This is a genomic window from Phocaeicola sp. HCN-40430, assembly GCF_037890285.1.
Classification (GTDB): Bacteria; Bacteroidota; Bacteroidia; order Bacteroidales; family Bacteroidaceae; genus Phocaeicola; species Phocaeicola acetigenes.
On record NZ_JBBKBS010000022.1, the window covers coordinates 1 to 15,774 of the forward strand.

At 46.9% G+C, this 15,774-nt stretch carries 18 protein-coding genes; 1 reads left to right on the forward strand and 17 read right to left on the reverse strand.

What is annotated here, in order from left to right:
• Positions 1-12: 12 nt before the first annotated feature.
• The 17 genes from WKU26_RS09795 to WKU26_RS09875 form a co-directional block, all read right to left on the reverse strand.
• Complete coding sequence (locus tag WKU26_RS09795) at positions 13-2,322, reverse strand: type IV secretory system conjugative DNA transfer family protein (RefSeq protein ID WP_340321854.1); 2,310 nt, start codon at positions 2,320-2,322, stop codon at positions 13-15.
• Positions 2,323-2,346: 24 nt separating this feature from the next.
• On the reverse strand, positions 2,347-2,820 hold the full coding sequence (locus tag WKU26_RS09800; protein WP_340321855.1) for a hypothetical protein: 474 nt from the start codon (positions 2,818-2,820) through the stop codon (positions 2,347-2,349).
• Positions 2,821-2,823: 3 nt separating this feature from the next.
• A complete protein-coding gene (traN, locus tag WKU26_RS09805; RefSeq protein WP_340321857.1) occupies positions 2,824-3,711 on the reverse strand; it encodes a conjugative transposon protein TraN in 888 nt (295 codons plus the stop codon).
• A 50-nt stretch (positions 3,712-3,761) separates the two neighbouring features.
• Positions 3,762-4,973, reverse strand: coding sequence for a conjugative transposon protein TraM (traM, locus tag WKU26_RS09810; protein ID WP_340321858.1), 1,212 nt, complete (start codon positions 4,971-4,973; stop codon positions 3,762-3,764).
• A complete protein-coding gene (locus WKU26_RS09815) occupies positions 4,970-5,458 on the reverse strand; it encodes a hypothetical protein (protein WP_340321859.1) in 489 nt (162 codons plus the stop codon). The genes traM and WKU26_RS09815 overlap by 4 nt, the downstream gene beginning before the upstream one ends.
• A gap of 12 nt (positions 5,459-5,470) precedes the next feature.
• Positions 5,471-6,067, reverse strand: a complete 597-nt coding sequence (gene traK / locus WKU26_RS09820; RefSeq protein ID WP_005649285.1) for a conjugative transposon protein TraK — start codon at positions 6,065-6,067, stop codon at positions 5,471-5,473.
• A 19-nt stretch (positions 6,068-6,086) separates the two neighbouring features.
• The gene (locus WKU26_RS09825; protein ID WP_340321860.1) at positions 6,087-7,214 is read right to left on the reverse strand and encodes a hypothetical protein; all 1,128 of its coding nucleotides are present in this window, start codon (positions 7,212-7,214) and stop codon (positions 6,087-6,089) included.
• A 32-nt stretch (positions 7,215-7,246) separates the two neighbouring features.
• Positions 7,247-7,933: a DUF5045 domain-containing protein gene (locus WKU26_RS09830; protein ID WP_117695355.1), complete on the reverse strand. Its 687-nt coding sequence runs from the start codon at positions 7,931-7,933 to the stop codon at positions 7,247-7,249.
• The gene (locus WKU26_RS09835; protein WP_340321904.1) at positions 7,923-8,576 is read right to left on the reverse strand and encodes a hypothetical protein; all 654 of its coding nucleotides are present in this window, start codon (positions 8,574-8,576) and stop codon (positions 7,923-7,925) included. Before WKU26_RS09835 ends, WKU26_RS09830 begins: the two co-directional genes overlap by 11 nt.
• 61 nt (positions 8,577-8,637) lie before the next feature.
• A complete protein-coding gene (locus WKU26_RS09840) occupies positions 8,638-9,384 on the reverse strand; it encodes a hypothetical protein (protein WP_340321861.1) in 747 nt (248 codons plus the stop codon).
• A complete protein-coding gene (locus WKU26_RS09845) occupies positions 9,378-12,212 on the reverse strand; it encodes a TraG family conjugative transposon ATPase (protein ID WP_340321862.1) in 2,835 nt (944 codons plus the stop codon). Before WKU26_RS09845 ends, WKU26_RS09840 begins: the two co-directional genes overlap by 7 nt.
• 15 nt (positions 12,213-12,227) lie before the next feature.
• Positions 12,228-12,518, reverse strand: coding sequence for a DUF4133 domain-containing protein (locus tag WKU26_RS09850; RefSeq protein ID WP_272718882.1), 291 nt, complete (start codon positions 12,516-12,518; stop codon positions 12,228-12,230).
• A 12-nt stretch (positions 12,519-12,530) separates the two neighbouring features.
• Positions 12,531-12,887 carry a DUF4134 domain-containing protein gene (locus tag WKU26_RS09855; protein WP_270653920.1) on the reverse strand — a complete coding sequence of 119 codons (357 nt, stop codon included), beginning with the start codon at positions 12,885-12,887 and terminating at the stop codon, positions 12,531-12,533.
• A gap of 66 nt (positions 12,888-12,953) precedes the next feature.
• On the reverse strand, positions 12,954-13,388 hold the full coding sequence (locus tag WKU26_RS09860) for a hypothetical protein (protein ID WP_340321864.1): 435 nt from the start codon (positions 13,386-13,388) through the stop codon (positions 12,954-12,956).
• Positions 13,370-13,987, reverse strand: coding sequence for a MarR family transcriptional regulator (locus tag WKU26_RS09865; RefSeq protein ID WP_340321865.1), 618 nt, complete (start codon positions 13,985-13,987; stop codon positions 13,370-13,372). The genes WKU26_RS09860 and WKU26_RS09865 overlap by 19 nt, the downstream gene beginning before the upstream one ends.
• A gap of 3 nt (positions 13,988-13,990) precedes the next feature.
• Positions 13,991-14,389, reverse strand: a complete 399-nt coding sequence (locus tag WKU26_RS09870; RefSeq protein WP_340321866.1) for a hypothetical protein — start codon at positions 14,387-14,389, stop codon at positions 13,991-13,993.
• Between the two features lie 27 nt (positions 14,390-14,416).
• On the reverse strand, positions 14,417-15,277 hold the full coding sequence (locus tag WKU26_RS09875) for a ParA family protein (RefSeq protein WP_340321867.1): 861 nt from the start codon (positions 15,275-15,277) through the stop codon (positions 14,417-14,419).
• A 343-nt stretch (positions 15,278-15,620) separates the two neighbouring features.
• Between WKU26_RS09875 and WKU26_RS09880 the strand changes: the two genes are divergently transcribed.
• Complete coding sequence (locus WKU26_RS09880) at positions 15,621-15,773, forward strand: hypothetical protein (RefSeq protein ID WP_153816365.1); 153 nt, start codon at positions 15,621-15,623, stop codon at positions 15,771-15,773.
• The last annotated feature ends 1 nt before the right edge of the window (position 15,774 follow it).

Here is a 15,774-nt window from a genome sequence, read left to right on the forward strand (position 1 = left end):
TAGGCTATATGTTTAGCTGATACCGAGAAGTTCCTTTACCATATCCTCCACTTCCTGGTTCACACGCTTGAAGTTACGGTTGAGCAGGATTTCCTTCTCTTTATCATTCCTGAACTCATATATTTTAGGAAGAGGAACATAGTGCTTTTCCTCGTCCTTAATCTTCTTCATGTCAAAGTGCGTCTTGCAGAAATACTTGGTGGTCTTGAACTCTTCCGACTGCTCGATGTCAAAATGGTCAAGCATACTGTCATCGGTAGCCGTAAAGTCACGTGCCGCCTGTCCGGCCAGCCAGCCTGTTGCCATATCCGCAATCTTGGCTGCAGGAACCAGAAAGTCCATCTTCTCAGAGATTGTGGTTGATACCTTGTGGTCATTGATGGAAATGGAGCGTGAAGTTTGCTTTGCCTTTCCGAATACATCATTCTGTGCCCACTCCAGTGTCTCCTTGTTACGTGCCGCACCCATGAAGATATTACCGCAGGTGGTGATAATCTTCTGCATACCGACCTTGCCGTAGTCTGCTTCCAGCTGTGGAAGCTCCTGGAAACCTAAAGTCACGGCAACCTTATTGGAACGAGCCGTACCGATAAGACGGTCTATCTTGTGAAAATACAGCGTCGGAAGCTCATCCACGATAATGCTCACCGGGATATTGCCCTTTGAGTTCACCCTTGTAATCAGTCGGTTCAGAACCAGCGCATTAAGAGAACCGATAACCTGTTCCTTTTCCGGGTCATTGGCTATTACCAGATAGCTCGGATTAGCTTTGTCAGAAATCTTCAGGTCGAAATCATCCCCGGTGAATACCCAGTATGCTTCCGGAGACACAAGACGTGCGGCGTTCACACGAAGCGTACCGACCATACCTTCCAGCTGGTCATTCGCCTTGTTTTCATAAGCACTCTTGAAAGGAGCCATCAGCGAAGCAATCCTGTCATCCTGCATCAGGATATTGAATACCTGGTCGTATGGTCTTCCAAGAAATGAAAGCACATGCGGCATGTCCGAGAACTCGCCGGTTACGGTATCCGGTTCCACTTCATTGCCATGCTCGTCCTCATACCAGCACCTTTGAATCAGAATCTTCCTGCCGGTCCTGTCCTTATAGCTGTATCCGTTCAGGTCCACAAACATACGGTCCTCGTCAGTCGATACGTCATTACCGTTCTCATCCACGAAGTCAAGCACCACATTGCCGTCCTTGTCTATGGCATTGAAGTCATCCCAGTTGCGTATGACAATCTCCAGCTTCTTTCCCTCCAGTGATATGAAACGCTTCAGTTTCCTGCCGTTCCTGAATCCGACCGGATGGAAGTTTACAAAGAAATAGATGATGGCAGCCAGGAAGTTTTCCGCAGAGTTGGTGAAGAATGCTTCCGAACCGCCCTTCTTGTCTCCACCTCCCTTGTTGAGTGAGGCCAGCAGGGTAGCCGCCGTTTCAGAAGCTGCAGCCAGATCCGGAATATATTTCCGCTGAATCGGATTGATGCGGTTGGAGTATTCCACATCGGTAAAGTTGATGGTACGGAATCCGCAGTTCTGTGGTAGTTTCCCTGCCTTCCTGTTCTTGCAGTACTGGTAGAAAAGCGTCTTGGCCAGTGTCGGATATTTGAAATCATATACCATCATGGCAAAACCCTTTGCTGAATGCTGCCTGATGAACGGGTCAATGATACCGAAAGACTTACCGGAACCCGGTGTACCCAGAACAATCGTACCACGGAAAGGATTGATGATATTGATCCATCCTTTGTGCATTTTCTTCTTCCAGTAGTATATCATCGGAATGTTCACCGAATAATCATTGCTGACCAGCGTTTCCGACTGCTGGAACGATTCGTTCTCAAAATTGAAACGGTCCTCACCGACCTTGTAGTTGTAATACTTGGCAATACCGTCCAGTCCCTGATGTACCAGCATGGTACCCACCACCGAACATACCGCATACAGAAGACGGTTGGCAGGAAATCCCAGCCAGCTGAATCCGAAACTCATGCCATGAAATACAAAACAAAGTCCCACAAGTGTCAGACCGGCCAGTACCGGATAGATGACCATTGTCCTTACATTGAACTTCAGGGACTTTTCTGCTTTTGTGCCGATACAGACAATACAGATGCATATCAGTTCGGCCACCTTGCATCCCGATACGGAATTGAAAACCCTGAACCGTGCCAGCAGGTCGAGTACGAACTGCGTAACCCTGTTGTCAGCCGTAACTGGCAGGTTCATGATAATTTCAATAATCAGAAAGATATAGATGCAGCTCCTGAAGTAGTTGTATATCTGCTGCTGTTCCCTTGTCTCCTCAAATGCCATACGCTCTAACTGTATATGAATTTACTAAAATGGAACCTTTATACCCAACAGCAGACCGTTGCGGAAGGTATCCCCATGCAGGAAGTTCACATTGTTCTTCTGGATTATTGAAAACTCCAGTCCGCTGCGGAACACATAGCTGTATTCAAATCCGGCCTCCAGCCCGAAGAAGAACTTCTTCTGTACCGCACCGAACTGAGACCCAAGACGAAGGCGCATCATGCCGTTCTTGTACCGTGCCAGACGGTGCTTGTAAACCATACCTCCATCCCAGAAATATCCTTTCCGGAAATTGTGACATACCGGCTTCTGCCAGTGATTCCCGACCTCACCATATACTTCGACCGCATTTCCGTATGAAAGCGGATACTCATAACCCAAAGTGGCATTCAGCGTACTTGGAAAAAGGAATCCGGCATTGACGGAAACCTTTCCGGTCTGTGCCGATGCACCGATGAATGCAACCGGGCAAAACAGAATGAACAGAATCTTCTTCATGGCCTATTTTTTTATGGAATGATCAATATAATAGTAGGGGTAATAGTCTGCACCGTCCAGAATATCCGAGTCGAAGCCGTCTGCATTGAGAATGTCCTCATACTCGATGGTGAGTACCACCACACGTCCGCTTATCTGGTTCTCGGAAATCTCCAGACGAAGCTCCTTCTCTTCAGGGAAAGTGAGCTTCGGAATCACAAGCACGTTCCTGTAGTCCTTCCTGAACTTACGGGTGTTGTTCATGGAAAATACAGGGGTAAGCTCTATGGTCTGTGAATTGGTTGCCTTTGTCTCCTTTTTGTCAGTAAGTTTTACCCTGATTTCCTCTATATCGTATGCAATCCTTGTCTTGTTCTTCAGTGTATAGTCCAGAAAGAAATAGTCACCGATGGAATAGATATTGTTGATGTATGCCCTGATTCCATTTTTGTTTGATACAATCTGGTTGAATTTTCTTCTGCTTCCATAGACAGCCCAAGCATATCGTGCAATCTCAGCCATCGGCATGGAAACCTCCGGATTGATATAGGACTGTGTCTCATTGTAGGATACATTGTAGATGGTAGAAGCATATTTGGGTGATTCGGTATAGAGGATGTCATACTGTGCGATATGACGCTCACCGATAATGGTGAGTGTACCCAGCAGTTCGTTTTCCCTGTAACCTTCAGATGATATGGAATCATTCTCCAGATAAGGTTTGATACGGACGATATTGTCTGTACACTGGTTGCCTATAATTTTAGTAGTGGAAATATCCACCATTTTGATGTTCTCGGGCATGACAATGTGCGTAGTCACTTCCCGGTTGATGTATATCTTCTCATTGGCCGACAGATGTACGGCTATGCCTGTGATAAGGCATATTATCAGAATAATTCTGGTTTTCATATTGAAATATTAAAATGTTACTATAATTTTCTTTGCTGTATTCAGATATATCAGCGTGCATCCTCCGAGTTTATCAGATAAACAATGGTATTGTACTTGATTTTCGCCTTGTTCTTTCTGATATTGGAAGATATGGCAGACGTGGCAGAGTTATACATATTCTGCAGTGACTGGAGGGCAATGGCCTCCGTAGAAATACCGGTACCGTAACCGTCACTGGATTCAAAACTGATATTCTGCTGTACCGTATTGGAACCTGCATCCTTCATAAAATCACGGAATGCCGATTCAGGAACATAGAAACCTTCCATACCGTCATTGTCAAATACAGAAAGCTTGACCTTGATGAACCTGTCGCCGATAAGGATACTGGTTATGGAAGCCCTGACACGCTGCTGTCCGAAACCTGTTACCGTTCCATAGAGGTAAGTTCCCTTTTTTAGCCTTGTACCGCTTACCGTCACATCGTCCAGAAGCTTGAACCGCAGACGTGTGCCTTCATGCGCCTTTGTAGTCTGGTCAATCATGGCACGTATCAGCTTGTTCTCGGCAAATTCATCCGGAGCAGTAACTGTATTGAACCTGTCAGCATTGGTGTCATCAGACTTGATTACCAGACTCGGACGGTTGCGTTCCCTTTCCTCCTGACGTACTTTAGCTATGGAATCAGCCCTGTGCTTTCTTTCAGCTTCCTCTGCTTCCGGGTCTTTGATACCCAGTCCGCTTTCAATAGCTTTCTGCCGTTCATAGCTCCTTCGCTGAATCTCTTCAAGGTCACGTGCAAACTCGTCCTGTGAGGAATATCCCATACCTCCGTAACCCGTTTCACTGTTTTCCGAAGGAGCGTTTCCGTAAGCATATGCATTGATATGCTTTCTTGATTCGGCAAGGGAACGTTCCAGTTCTTCAAGTTCCCTCTGCTGCCGCTGTCTTTCAGCTTCAGCAGCATCCAGACGGTTCAGTTCCTCCTCGCTGTAGCCGTGTTCCAGTTCCTCCTTCTTCTGTTCTTCCTCCCCGATACCGCTGACGGCTGTGAAGGCATCCTCGTCGCCGAAACGTCTGGACATCTCATACATCTTGTCTCCGGCTTCCTCGGCATTGGCCTGGGGAAGCTCCATGTTGATACGGTCTGTAGCTACCGTTCCGGCAGTCTCCTCACCGCCGGAGAAAGTCTGCATCACAAAGTATACCAGTGCGCACAGCGGAACGAATATGACCAGCGGAAAGATATACTTGGGCTGTTTGAAATTAATCTTAATCATGGGTTATCATTGTTTTTAATGGATTTGACTATATTTTCCAGCTGCCGGTATTTGAGGATGATCCGCAAGGAATCCTCACGGCTCTTTACAGGTATGGCAATCATGGAGTCCAGTTCATGACGCAGTAACTGTCCCTTCACCGTCATGTCCGTCAATACACTGCGGTGAATGTCCTTGTTTGCCTGGATGGTACGGAATCCCTGAAACACCGGTTCCATACCGGCAATCGAACTGACATCCGGTTCACTCTGTTTTCCGTTGCCGGAATCTATGGCAACAGTACTGACAAGTAGCAGAAGCAGTGTCCCTGCCACACCTGCGAATGTCGTTTTCGGATGCTTTGCCGCCCATCTGTTGGCCAGTCTGATTCTTGCGGCCAGACGGTATCTTGCTCTGATGACACCCAGTTTGGGCTGCAACCACGACCTGACAAGCAGATGCGTTTTCAGACGGCTTTCCCGTATCTTTTTTCTGAATGATTTCATAATATCAGTATATCAATAGTCCAAATCCCTGTTTTCAAGAGTCCTCCAGCCGGTAATGAGCAGACCGTGGGGATTGTTCCTTGTCCTCGGTACGGACTCGATGTAACCTGTTGTCACCATCGAGCGTCTGATGTCCCTGGTCCTGCGCTTGATAAGCTGCGTACCGTAATAGGTAAACTTCCGTTCATGTTCGTCAAACTGAATGGAGTCGCACATGATGGTGCAGACAGCCGAAGAGGAAATGATGTCCGAGTAGAAACCGTTCTCGTCCATGGCCTGTTTCTGTTTCAGCGCAGTCCCGTCAGCCATATACATCGCTTTCCCTACCGTCCATTTGATATAGTCGTTGTCGGGCGGCAGGTTGAAGAAATACTGGTGGAACAGCTGTATGTGCGCCTTGGCCTCCATGGTGAAGTTGGCTTCCAGCCGTGCACGCTCGGCAAGAAACGGAATGTCTCCGTCAAGTACATAAATCTGCTGCCTTTCCTCGTTGACAAGTGAAATGCAGCACCAGACCGTAAAGGCACAGATGACGGTGCAGCCTCCGATTACCGCAAATACTGTCATCATTGCCAGTCTGGTTTTCTGTGCAAGGGATTCAATAAGCATATTGTAAAAAGATTTGAAGTTATTTGACTAATGATTTGACAACCGAACCCGTTCCTTTCATGGCAGAACTGGCCATACTTCCGGCCATACCACCTGCAGCCGAAGTGATGCCCATTGCAGCCGAACCGGCAACTGAACCCGTACCCGAACTTACACCTCCCGGAATCAGCCATGAAGCCACTTCAGGAACGAAGCGTATAATATAGGCACCCACGAGCATACCCATGGCGTACATACAGTTGGAGCCTATTCCCTGCAGTCCCAGTGCACCAATCTGTTCCCATGAGTTGACCGAGCCATGAAGCAGATGGTCGTATGCCACCAGATCCTGCTGCAGGTTATAAAGAAGGATGAAGTCTATATAATAGATGCACATATAGGTCACGAATCCCCATAACGAGAGGGAAAGGAACTTGGACATCCACTGGCTCCAGGCTGAGTTCCATGGCGGTGCCAGCGAGAGAGCAAACATTATCGGACAGAATATCATCATGATGGCCATGAAAATCCTCTGTGCCACGAGCATCCCGTAATACGACATCTGGAAAATCAGTTCCCCGACAAAGCGTATTACATCGTTTATCCATTCACTGACCTTCGTCTCAGCCGCCACGGCAGCCCTCTGTGCGTAGTTGTTGATGGTCGAGCCCAGATTCTCCACATTATATATCAGTTTGTCCCACCAGGCAGCATCCTGACCGATTTCGGCCACCTGCTTTGCCGTGGCAATGGAGTCCTGCACGGTTCTCAGCCTGTCGAGATATTCACTCTGTTTCTGTGCAACCTTCAGCTCAAAGGCCGCCACTTCCTTATTCTTGGCCTTGGCCATAGCCCATGTAGCGGATTCCAGACTCTTTCCCGGAACCTGCAGAGCCGAGCATATCCATGAAGAGGATGAAATACACAGGGAAATGCCGATGATGCGCAACAGCTTCATGACATCTATACCACGCCTTCCGAGCATCATCATCCAGCATTCGTATGAACCGACACACAGGGCCAGGCACAGACCGAGAGCCTTTGCCATTGAAACGGCATCACCGAGAACGGCCACATTGGGAAATGTCTCCATGGCCGTCAGCAGCTTTTCCAGACTTTCGTCAATGGCCGGAAGTCCTATTGTCAGCGGAATAAACAATAAATCCATATCTTAAAATGTTATTTGTTTTTACTTGTTTTTCAATAATGCGTAGCGGCAACGGCACAAAGGTGTGCAGTCCTGTTGACCAGTTCTGCCATCCTGGATTTGGCTTCCTCATATGCCTTCTGCCGCTTGGCGTTCTCCAGTCCATAGCCGACACCGGTTTTGTGTATATAGGCTATATCCGCACAGAGTATTTCGTTCTGACGGCTCAGCTCGTCCACCTGATAGCGGAGCTTGCCGTCACTCTTCTGCATACAGTAGAGCAGTCCGTCCGTGATACAGTCCTGCATACGGTTGAATTCGTCCTTGTATGTGGCATACATCAGATCAACGTTCCTGTCAGCCTCCCTTGCCAGTTCTTCCTTATACAGTTCCTCGATATATTTGCGCTCACTCTCCACTTTCTTGATTTTCTGCCTCTGCGTCTCTTCGGCAGTCACACGCACCGGCATGATACGCTTCACATCAGACTTTGGTTCCTTGAAACGGACACGGAATCCGGAGTTGAACCAGTCCCATTTCCAGTACATTTCCGCACCGGAATATTTCTTATGCAGGAAAAAGTAATACCAGTCCGGAGCAAAATCCCACGGACCGTTTTCCATAGACTTCCACTGCTTCTGCTTTTCACTGTCACTGACTATGCTTTGGGCATTGGATGTAAATATGATACATGATACTGCCAGACACATGATTATTGTAAATATTCTTCTAACCTGCATATCCCTGATTCCATTTATTGATTACACGCTCAGCTATCTCATTCTTCACATTGGAGTTCAGTATCTCCCAGATATAGTCCGGCTTCCATCCGCAGTCCGTGACAAGGAAACAATACAGATTAGCATTGTCTATTATGTACCTTGCCCTGTCGATGGAAGCCTTCAGTGTCATTACCAGATTCAGCTTCTCATCCATGGAAGCCTTCATCAGGTTTATACCCGAAGCGGCCACGGATGCATACAGTCTGTAGCAGTGCTGTATCTCCCTTGATATTGCCACGTTGGCATCGGCATAATACCAGGCCACGAAAGGCTTCTTTGATACATGACTGAAAGTATTACCGGTAAAGTCCTTGTATTCCGTTACCAGCTGATACAGTGAGTTGGCCATTGAAGAAATGGCACCGGCCAGTACCAGATACGAATAGGCATTGTTCAGCCTTGTATCCAGAGTGGTCCGGACATCATTGAACTTTTCCGCACCCTTCTCAATGAGCGACTGCTCGCCATAGCTTGTGGCCACTCTTGTAAGAGCCTTGTCCTCGTCCTTCTTTATGGCCTTGTGCAGGGCAATGAGTGCCTCGATGGTCGGCAGGTCTTTGGGTATTATGAAAGCGGAAGCCTTTACAGGCAGCAACAGCATTATAATACAGGCTGATATGATACTTATATTTCTGATTTTCATGACAGAGATATATGAAAGGTTAATAATTTGAAGCAACCAGTCCGTTCCAGTCCTGTACAAGATTCCCCACATGATTCTTCATGGTCACCACATTTGCCCATCCTTCCGGGTCTATGGCAAAGAAGAGGTCGTTTGCAGTGGCGTACTGTGCCATCAGAACCATCCCTTCCACCTTATAGCGTATCCTGTTCAGGTCAGTATAGATGCTATTTGCCAGTGTCAGCCTTTCATACCTGTCCAGCAAGTTGTAGCCGTCATTCTTTTTCTCGGCAGTTGCCTGTCCCTGCAACGGATTGGGAATTTTTGCATTGTTCACGATATTGACGAAGTTGCCGACCAGCTGCTGGGTTTCCGCTACAAGGTTGCCGAGTTCGTTCAGACAGAGCAGCCTGTTTGAAAATTTGGCCCTGTTTACCGTACTGACAAGTACCGGAACATTTCGCAGAATATCCAAAGCGCACAGACCTATTTCCTTGTAATAAAGACTTTCAGTCCCGAAACCGGATATGTTCTCCATGCTCAGCTTGTAGAGTTCCTTCATGGTAGCCATACTCACCGTATAGAGTTCCACCTTCTGTTTCTTGGCTGCAATGGTATCCACACGCTGGTTGTGCTGTTCCTCGATAAGCTTCTGTGAAGCGGTATTGGCCATGACAATCTTCAGACAGTTGCGGTCGAATACGATTCTCCAAGCAGCATGTGCATTAATACAGACAAATGCAGAAAGCATTATAACCGATATGATTCTTAATACTGTTCTTACCATAGTGACATAACTTTTTGATGTTGGTTGACTTTTCTTGCAAACTCCAGATACAGAAGCCCTCCATCCGCCTTGCGGTCTTCCTCAATACGGGTGATGGCCTCCTGCAGCGTACCGTACCGGGCAAGATAAATTTTCAGTGCCTCCTTTTCGGTACGTTCTGTAGTGTATGCCCAGTAGCATTCAGGTGCTTCCTCCACGCCGTACACATCCGAGTGCTGTCCCCGGCAAATCCACACCTCCTTGAAGTAGCTTCTTCCCTCATGGTTGTTCAGCGCATTGATGGTGAAAATCTGCTGACGCTGTATGTCAGTGAGTCCCAGAATGGCAGCAATATCCTCATACCTGTCCTTGAACTTGGTCTGGTCAAGCAGAATCTTCACGTCCGAGTTGTTGATGATGGCCTCCTTCACAATAGGGGAATCAATCACGTCATTAAGTTCCTGTGTGACCACACCGGCAATGCCGTGGAACTTCCTGACGGTCTTATACAAATACTTTATATATTCTGCCATGGTAGGTGATGCTATTGCCTTCCATGCCTCTTCGATGATAAGAGCCTTCCGTCCCTTCTTGATACGCATCTTCTGCAGGAACACGTCCATGATAATCAGCACCACAATCGGAAAAAGCACCGGATCATCCTTTATTTTATCTATTTCGAACACAATGAACCGCTCGTCAAACAGGTTGATGTCCAGGTCGGAGTTCAGTGTCATCTCCAGCTCGCCGCCACGGTAGAACTGTTTCAGTATGGCTGCAAAGTCATGTATATTGAAACTGATTTTCTCCAGCTGCGTAATTTGCGGTATGCGTTCCAGGGCAAACTCATAATAGGAATTGAACGAGAGTTCCTGAACCTTCAGCCTGCGCTTCTGTTCCTCCATGTGGTCAATCTGCCTGTCTATCTTAATCAGCATGGAATTGTTATAAAGTTCCCTTTTGTATTTTTCTATGATGGCAAGTGCACGTTCCTTTTCCGATTCTGTGGCCGCTTCATCATTGATCAGGGCGGTCAGTGAACGGCACTGTCGTATCAGCTTCAGACGGCGTACTTCTGAAGGCAGCAGCAGTGCACGGTTTTCCGGCTTTTCCTGCGCCTCTTCCGCATTTATCTGCCTGTCGATGTCCTCCATGCTGTGCGTGAACTGTTCATAGTCATCCTCCATCTTGGCGGCTACCAGCAGTTTCTGTCTCAATGCCTCACGCTCACTGTCGCTGAACCCTTCAAAAGGATTGAAATAGGCTTCGTAATATTCCACGATGGTCTGGTTTATCAGCATGTCCTCAATCTTTGTAGGAAATGCGTTACCCTTGAATATCAGGAATATCAGTGATTTGAGGAAATTCTTCTTCTCACCGAAATTAAGTTCATACTCCTCCTTCGTGACCTTGAACGGATTCATGGAAATGGGTTTCTCCTTCGAGTAGGCTATGTATGTACCCTTGTAATATCCGCATATGCCTTCGTAGGAATCACCCGTGTCCACCATGACCACATCCGTATTCTGTTCCAGCAGCTGACGTACCACACTGTTCATGTGGAAGGACTTGCCGGAACCTGAAGGACCGATACAGAAGAAGTTGACATTGTCTGTCATTTTCTTCTTGCCTTCCTTGCCGGTAATGTCAATGCATACAGGCAGTCCCTGACGGTCGGTGTAGTATGTAGTCAGCGGTGTATTCTCAGATTCTTTCATGTGTTCCTTGAAGAAAAAGCAAAGTGCAGCATCCGAAAGCGTCAGGAACAGGTCATAGTCCGGGTTGAAGGCATAGCCGTTACCGGGAAAACAGTCCATGAAAAGCTCCAGCTGGTTGTAGGCCGTTCTTGACGGCATGATACCGCACTCGTACAGCTTCGTTTCCAGAAATGAAGTTACCGGAGTTACTTTGTCAGGGGGACAGCTCACCAGAATGTTGAAGTTGCAGTACACAAGCATGGTACTGTCAATGGCCAGCCTGTCCAGCACTTCCTCAATGTCGGCCTTGGCAATACGGTTGCTCGGGTCCGGCATGGAACCGTGACGCTTCGCCTTGGCCTGTAGCTTGCGCAGCAGCTTCCTCTGTCCCGGTATCTGAATGACCTGGTTGAACACCACACAGTCTGAGTAGGGGACGCCGGTAAGGAAAGAAAGCAGGTCGGTTGCGATACCGTAGCCGTTGATGTTCATCTGCGTGTACGGCTTTATCATGGAAGGCAGATTAATCTCGTCAATATCCACCAGCGGATAGGAACGGATAATCCGGTCACCTGTCCTGAGATATTCGTCCGAAGCCTTGAAGTTGGTCATCGAGAACGGTCCGTGCCGGAACTGGAATGCCATGAAACGGTGGCAGTATTCGCTGACTTCCTCCTTGCCGAGCTTTCTGTGCCGGATATGCTTTTCCGTCAGAATATCATCCGTCTTTGATACCTTGGAATGGAAATCGAGCCATCTCTTCGGGTCATACTGGATGAACTGGCTTCTCTGAGCCTCCTGGGTGAGGATAAGAAAAGTCCTTATCTCTGTGAACTCCCTTCCCTCGAAGTATCTGAAATAGCTCCTTGTCAGGAACTCCGCATCATCCGGCACGTCATGGTGATATGCCTGTCTGCACAGAATATCCTGCTTCTGCAGTGCATATCCCTCACCGATGGTCTGAAGGATATTGGACAGCACGTCATGAAACAGCATGTACTGCTGCGCATCCGTACAGAGCTGCTGGACCGGATTGGTTATCTCGAAGATAACTGACGGCTCGCCCCTGGCCGAGAACAGCACGACATTGCCGTCCGTCTCCTCCAGCTGCGCATAGAGTCCGTCAAATATTCTTTTCCTTTTGTGTGCCATACTGTATAAAGTGATTTACTGTTCTTTTCTCAGGCTTCTGTAGATATAGATGCCTTTTGCCCTTTTCTTGTTGTGTAGTCCACCACGCTGCTTGATGTAGATGGTTATCAGTCCCGCCAGTGCCATGACCATCATGGCTATGAATCCTGCAACCTTTCCCAAAGCGATTGAGAAACCGATGAAGCCTACGAATGATACGCCTATGGCTGCCGCTGCCAGAGTAAGGAAACGGCCACGTATGCCCATAAACTCCAGCGGTTTCTGCAATCCCTTGAACACAGGGTAACCTTCCTGATTCATTGTCATGCCGGAAAAGGATTACTGGAAGAACAGCGGAAGAGCTTCCGAAAGTGCGATGAATGCGATACAGCCTCCGATGGTAAGCATGATGGTCTTCTTCACGTCCTGGTCTCCGTTCTGCATCTTGAAATAGACGTTGAAGGCACCGACCAGAACGATAACGGCAGCAATGGCCTTCATCAGGTTCGATACCGGAGTCTGGTAGGAACTGACTTCCTGGGTGGCCTTGGTAAAACCAGCTGCACCCTTGCTTCCTGCCATTACGTTTGATGTGGAAATAACGAGTGCAATGGCCGCCACCACACACTTCTGTCCAAAACTTGAACCGATGAAACGCTCCGTAAGATTCCGGGCATTTTTCTTTATTATCTGCATTTCTGAATAATGTTAAAGGATTTCATCGCCAAAGAAACAGATGTCACTAAAGGAACGGTATATATATCAGGCATTCTCACAGCTGAAGATAACGGCACCGAGGTCACTGGTACCGGTCTCTGCCAGCCGGTTTATTTCCTGAATGATATTCTCAACCAGAATGCCGTCAGTCATGATGGCCTCCCGGTAAACGTGTCTGGAAGATTCTGATTGGGATGCAGATTTCTCTGTACCGTCAGAATCAGTTTTGTCATTTTCAGGTTCGGGATTCTCAGTATTATTCTGTTCTGAACTTTCTTCTTTGGATTCAGGTTCATTCCGGTTTATTCTTATCGGCCTGAAGCTTCGTGCTTCTTCCGATATGTCAATGTCCTCTTCTTTTTGGCTGTCCTGTTCGGCATTCTGTGCGGCCTTTGCCCTCTGGAAGTCCATGAAAATCATTGCCGCATAGTAGAATACCATTGCCACGAAGAGAAGGAATACTATCTGTCCGTACTGCATGGCTGTTGTAATATGATATTGGATGAAAGAGCGGAACTGTCCTCCGGAAGCGGAAGGATATGCAGTCCCAGTCTGATGCCCCAGCTTTCCAGACGTTCCCTGCGTTCCGTACTGCCGGTATAATAAATCACGTTGTGTTCCTCACTGATGATGTATCCGTTTGACTTCATGTTTGAGCGTACCCTTACCTTTGCTCTGTTTGAAATGACACGGATACCGGTTATGGGTTCCAGTCCGAAGACGATACGCCGTCTTTCCCTCTTTACCATCTGGGTACGGATACGTGAGGAAATCTGGTGTTTCTCTTCACTGCTGCGTTTCAGTCCGAGTGCAGCGGCTATGCGTCCGACACTCATCCGGGTAATGCCGAGAGCTTTCCCTATCTCAGAGAATGAACACTCCTGAAAGTGGTTTCTGATATAGTCGGCACGCTCCATCCATCTGGATTTGGCCATTTTAACAAGTCCAAGCTCACGGGCTTTCAACTTGACGGTCGATTCGCTCAGATTGAGAACGGCAGCTGTATAGGCCGTGGTTTCTACCGGATACAGTTCGATAAGAGCGGCAAGCATCCTGTCAGTCCAGTCAGTCTTTTTCATAACCTACAGATTGTAACTGTTAAACAATGATTTCTTTTCCCTTCTGTATTCTGCCAGACGTGGCAGGTAGGACTTGAAGAATGCCCTTACAATGGCATTCACCAGGTCAGAGCGGCACCTGCCATGTATATCGCAGTCGTCCAGTGAATCCGCAAGGTCACGGTCAAGCTTGCAGACAGGCCTTTCTGTTTTGTCCGTTCCGGAACTGTCCGATTGAAGGATTTCCATGAAGTCATCCCAGCATCCTGTATCCGAAAGGGAAACAGAAATATCCTTTTCCTGTGCTTCATTATTATTTTCTTTTTGCTCAACCTGTGTTCCTGCGGTATCTTGCGTCAATATAAGTTCTGAATCATTGATGCCTCTTGTCAGGTCATCTATTTCCGGTATATCCTTACTCATAATGCTATGGTTATTGAAGTTTACTGATTATTCTGGTTCTTTATTCTGATTGCTGTTGCCATTTTCTGAAGGTTGGGTTTCTGATTGGTTGGTAATGTCCTGTGAAGCTTCATCAGACGGCTGTGCCTTCTTTTTCTTCTTAGGCTTGGGATTCAGATTTTCCGTCAGCTGTATGCCTTTGAGTTCTTTTTCCCTTATCGGTTGAAGTGTATCGAAGATACTCTGATAGACCTTGTCAAAGACCGGTGTAACGATAGCGGCCTGCATATCCAATGCCGCCATGGTGCTGAACCGTTCCATATCAGCACGTTTTGGAATCTTCGCAGTGACGTATCCATAGTTGGAGAAGGTATCCCTTGCATTGTCCCAGATAAGCAGTTCGGAACGCTTGCCGATTCTTCCGTCATTCAAATTGGGAATGATGAAGAGTCTGGCTTTCATCCTTTCACCGACAGCCTTTTTCAGCCGGTCAACAAACATGAGGAAACTTGCTGTGGACGGAACGGTTACCAGGTCATAATGAAATGGAACAATAATGATATCCGAGTTGACGAACATGGGTATCAGCCCTTCCGCTTTCAGACTGCCGGGAGAGTCCATAAGCACAACGTCAATTTCAGGATCGTTGTGCAGTTTCTCCATAAGGGAAGTCATCATTGCCTTGTCATTGGCTTCATATGCCCATACCTCGTAGGGCATTTCCTGTTCGCCGTATTTCCTGATGTCGGCCTTTCGACATTTCATGATGGAGTGCTGGAAGTCGCAGTCTATCACCACAACTCTTGCACCCTTTGTCACCAGATAGTTAGCAAAGGTGACGTAAAGGGTAGTCTTTCCAACGCCTCCCTTCTGATTGGCAAATGTCACTATAACCGGAGTTTGTATCATTTCAAGTATTGATTGATTTTGTGACAAATGTATTAACCAAGATTTTCAGGTAAGAAATGCACAACAGTTTTATAATATTGGTTGGATTAACCGGAATATTCAGAGAAATTTTATTAGGTTAATCGGGGTGTTTAGACTAAAAAAGTTACAGATAAATCTATTTCTATTCTACGGAGTAGTAACTTAATTAGAATAGATATGTAGATTATTGTATGAGTTTGCCTTCAAAGAAATATCCTATTCAACAAATCTTTTTTAAAGTTGTAATGCATTTATAATCAAAGAAAGAACTAATACATAAAAAAGAATACCTATATTTGTAGAAACAATAAATAAGATAATTATGGAAAATAAACCTTCATTCAACGGAATTGGTTCTTCTAAGAAAATCACATTACGTACAACACCAAATAAGCCAGAAATAAAAAAACAAGAAACTACCGTTTCAACACAACGTCCAACAACAACAATTCCTTCACCAAGAGGACATGCTTAAT

Coding starts and splice junctions, on each gene's coding strand:
- WKU26_RS09850 (WP_272718882.1), bottom strand. CDS start 12,518: ATGACAATGAATCAGGAAGGTTACCCTGTGTTCAAGGGATTGCAGAAA.
- WKU26_RS09825 (WP_340321860.1), bottom strand. CDS start 7,214: ATGGATTTATTGTTTATTCCGCTGACAATAGGACTTCCGGCCATTGAC.
- WKU26_RS09835 (WP_340321904.1), bottom strand. CDS start 8,576: ATGCTGTTGCTGCCTGTAAAGGCTTCCGCTTTCATAATACCCAAAGAC.
- WKU26_RS09845 (WP_340321862.1), bottom strand. CDS start 12,212: ATGGCACACAAAAGGAAAAGAATATTTGACGGACTCTATGCGCAGCTG.
- WKU26_RS09870 (WP_340321866.1), bottom strand. CDS start 14,389: ATGAGTAAGGATATACCGGAAATAGATGACCTGACAAGAGGCATCAAT.
- WKU26_RS09865 (WP_340321865.1), bottom strand. CDS start 13,987: ATGAAAAAGACTGACTGGACTGACAGGATGCTTGCCGCTCTTATCGAA.
- WKU26_RS09815 (WP_340321859.1), bottom strand. CDS start 5,458: ATGAAATCATTCAGAAAAAAGATACGGGAAAGCCGTCTGAAAACGCAT.
- traK (WP_005649285.1), bottom strand. CDS start 6,067: ATGCTTATTGAATCCCTTGCACAGAAAACCAGACTGGCAATGATGACA.
- traN (WP_340321857.1), bottom strand. CDS start 3,711: ATGAAAACCAGAATTATTCTGATAATATGCCTTATCACAGGCATAGCC.
- traM (WP_340321858.1), bottom strand. CDS start 4,973: ATGATTAAGATTAATTTCAAACAGCCCAAGTATATCTTTCCGCTGGTC.
- WKU26_RS09800 (WP_340321855.1), bottom strand. CDS start 2,820: ATGAAGAAGATTCTGTTCATTCTGTTTTGCCCGGTTGCATTCATCGGT.
- WKU26_RS09875 (WP_340321867.1), bottom strand. CDS start 15,277: ATGATACAAACTCCGGTTATAGTGACATTTGCCAATCAGAAGGGAGGC.
- WKU26_RS09860 (WP_340321864.1), bottom strand. CDS start 13,388: ATGCAGTACGGACAGATAGTATTCCTTCTCTTCGTGGCAATGGTATTC.
- WKU26_RS09840 (WP_340321861.1), bottom strand. CDS start 9,384: ATGGTAAGAACAGTATTAAGAATCATATCGGTTATAATGCTTTCTGCA.
- WKU26_RS09830 (WP_117695355.1), bottom strand. CDS start 7,933: ATGCAGGTTAGAAGAATATTTACAATAATCATGTGTCTGGCAGTATCA.
- WKU26_RS09855 (WP_270653920.1), bottom strand. CDS start 12,887: ATGCAGATAATAAAGAAAAATGCCCGGAATCTTACGGAGCGTTTCATC.
- WKU26_RS09795 (WP_340321854.1), bottom strand. CDS start 2,322: ATGGCATTTGAGGAGACAAGGGAACAGCAGCAGATATACAACTACTTC.
- WKU26_RS09880 (WP_153816365.1), top strand. CDS start 15,621: ATGGAAAATAAACCTTCATTCAACGGAATTGGTTCTTCTAAGAAAATC.